Genomic DNA, 1,467 nt, shown 5'->3' with positions numbered 1-1,467 from the left:
ATCGGCCGCGCCATCGTGCGCGAGCCGCAAGTGTTCCTGTTCGACGAGCCGCTCTCAAATCTCGACGCAGAATTGCGCGTCCAGATGCGGGTCGAGATCTCCCGGCTGCACAAGGAGCTCGGCGTCACCATGATCTATGTGACGCACGACCAGACCGAGGCGATGACGCTGGCCGACCGGATCGTCGTGCTCAAGGCCGGCAATGTCGAGCAGATCGGCGCGCCGCTCGACCTTTATGACGATCCCGCCAACCGCTTCGTCGCCGGCTTCATCGGCTCGCCGAAGATGAACTTCATGCCGGCGAGGGTTGTCGAGACCGGGCCGGGCGCGGCGACGGTCGAGCTTGTCAACCACGCCGGCGCGCGGCTGAGCAAGCCGCTCCAGAGCACGCCTCCGGCTGTCGGCGCCGAGGTCGTGCTCGGGGTCAGGCCGGAACACTTCTTCGATGCCGGCAAAGGCGACTGCGACATCGCCGTCAAGGCCGATGTCGCCGAGCATCTCGGATCGGTGAGCTACGTCTACGCCGGTGCCGGAGACGACGAACTGATCATCGAGCGCGAGGCATCCAGGCAGCGGGCGAGCGGCGACCATCTGACGGTGGCGATCAAGGCCGACAAGGCGCTGCTCTTCGACACCAAGGGCGCGCGGATACGCTAGAGCAATTCCAGGAAAAGTGTGTAACGGTTTTCCGTCCGGAATTGCGTAAAAACAAATACTTAGAGCGGTTCGGCGATTCCAAGAAACGTTGAACCGCTCTAGGGCATGAGCCCGAAAAGCGCGAACCGGCTTTCGGAAAGATCATGCTCGAACAAAATGGTTCCATTCTTGCCCGATCGCGAATGCGTGGCGGCGACCCCAGGAGATTTGACATGACATCCAGACCGCAAAAGATTCGTTGGGGCATTCTCGGGCCCGGCAGCATCGCCAAATCCTTTGCCGGCGGCGTGGCGCAGTCGCGCACCGGCGAACTGGTAGCGCTCGGTGCCCGCAACCCCGGCAAGGCGGGGCTCGCCGAAACCTTCCCGGGCGCGCGCATCCTCGACGGCTATGAGGCGCTGCTCGCCGACGATGGTGTCGACGCCGTCTATATTTCGATACCGCATCCCGGCCATGCCGAATGGGCGATCAAGGCCGCTGAAGCCGGCAAGCATGTGCTGTGCGAGAAGCCGCTGGCGCTGACCGCCTTTGAGGCCGACGCCATGATCCATGCCGCGCGCAAGGCCGGCACCTTCCTCGGCGAAGCCTTCATGTACCGGCTGCATCCGCAGACGCTTAAGCTGGTGGAATTGATCAAGTCGGGCGTCATCGGCGAAGTCCGCATGATCAAGTCGAGCTTCGGCTTCGCCATGCCGGGCTTCCTGCCGGAGCATCGGCTCTATGCCAACGACCTCGCCGGCGGCGGCATCCTCGACGTCGGCGGCTATCCGGTGTCGATGGCGCGGCTGATCGCCGGCGCCGCGACAGGGT

General features: G+C 64.0%; 1 protein-coding gene and 1 pseudogene. Both read left to right on the top strand.

Annotation, left to right across the window (positions count from 1 at the left end):
- Positions 1-657, top strand: a pseudogene (locus EOA33_RS35530) (sugar ABC transporter ATP-binding protein); the annotation flags it as partial.
- Positions 658-869: 212 nt separating this feature from the next.
- The coding region (locus EOA33_RS35520) for a Gfo/Idh/MocA family oxidoreductase (protein ID WP_145989510.1) at positions 870-1,467 on the top strand (598 nt) is incomplete at its 3' end.

Source organism: Mesorhizobium sp. M4A.F.Ca.ET.050.02.1.1 (assembly GCF_003997725.1).
GTDB lineage: Bacteria > Pseudomonadota > Alphaproteobacteria > Rhizobiales > Rhizobiaceae > Mesorhizobium.
Note: the sequence above shows the minus strand (reverse complement) of the source record. Positions and strands in the feature narration are given on the sequence as shown.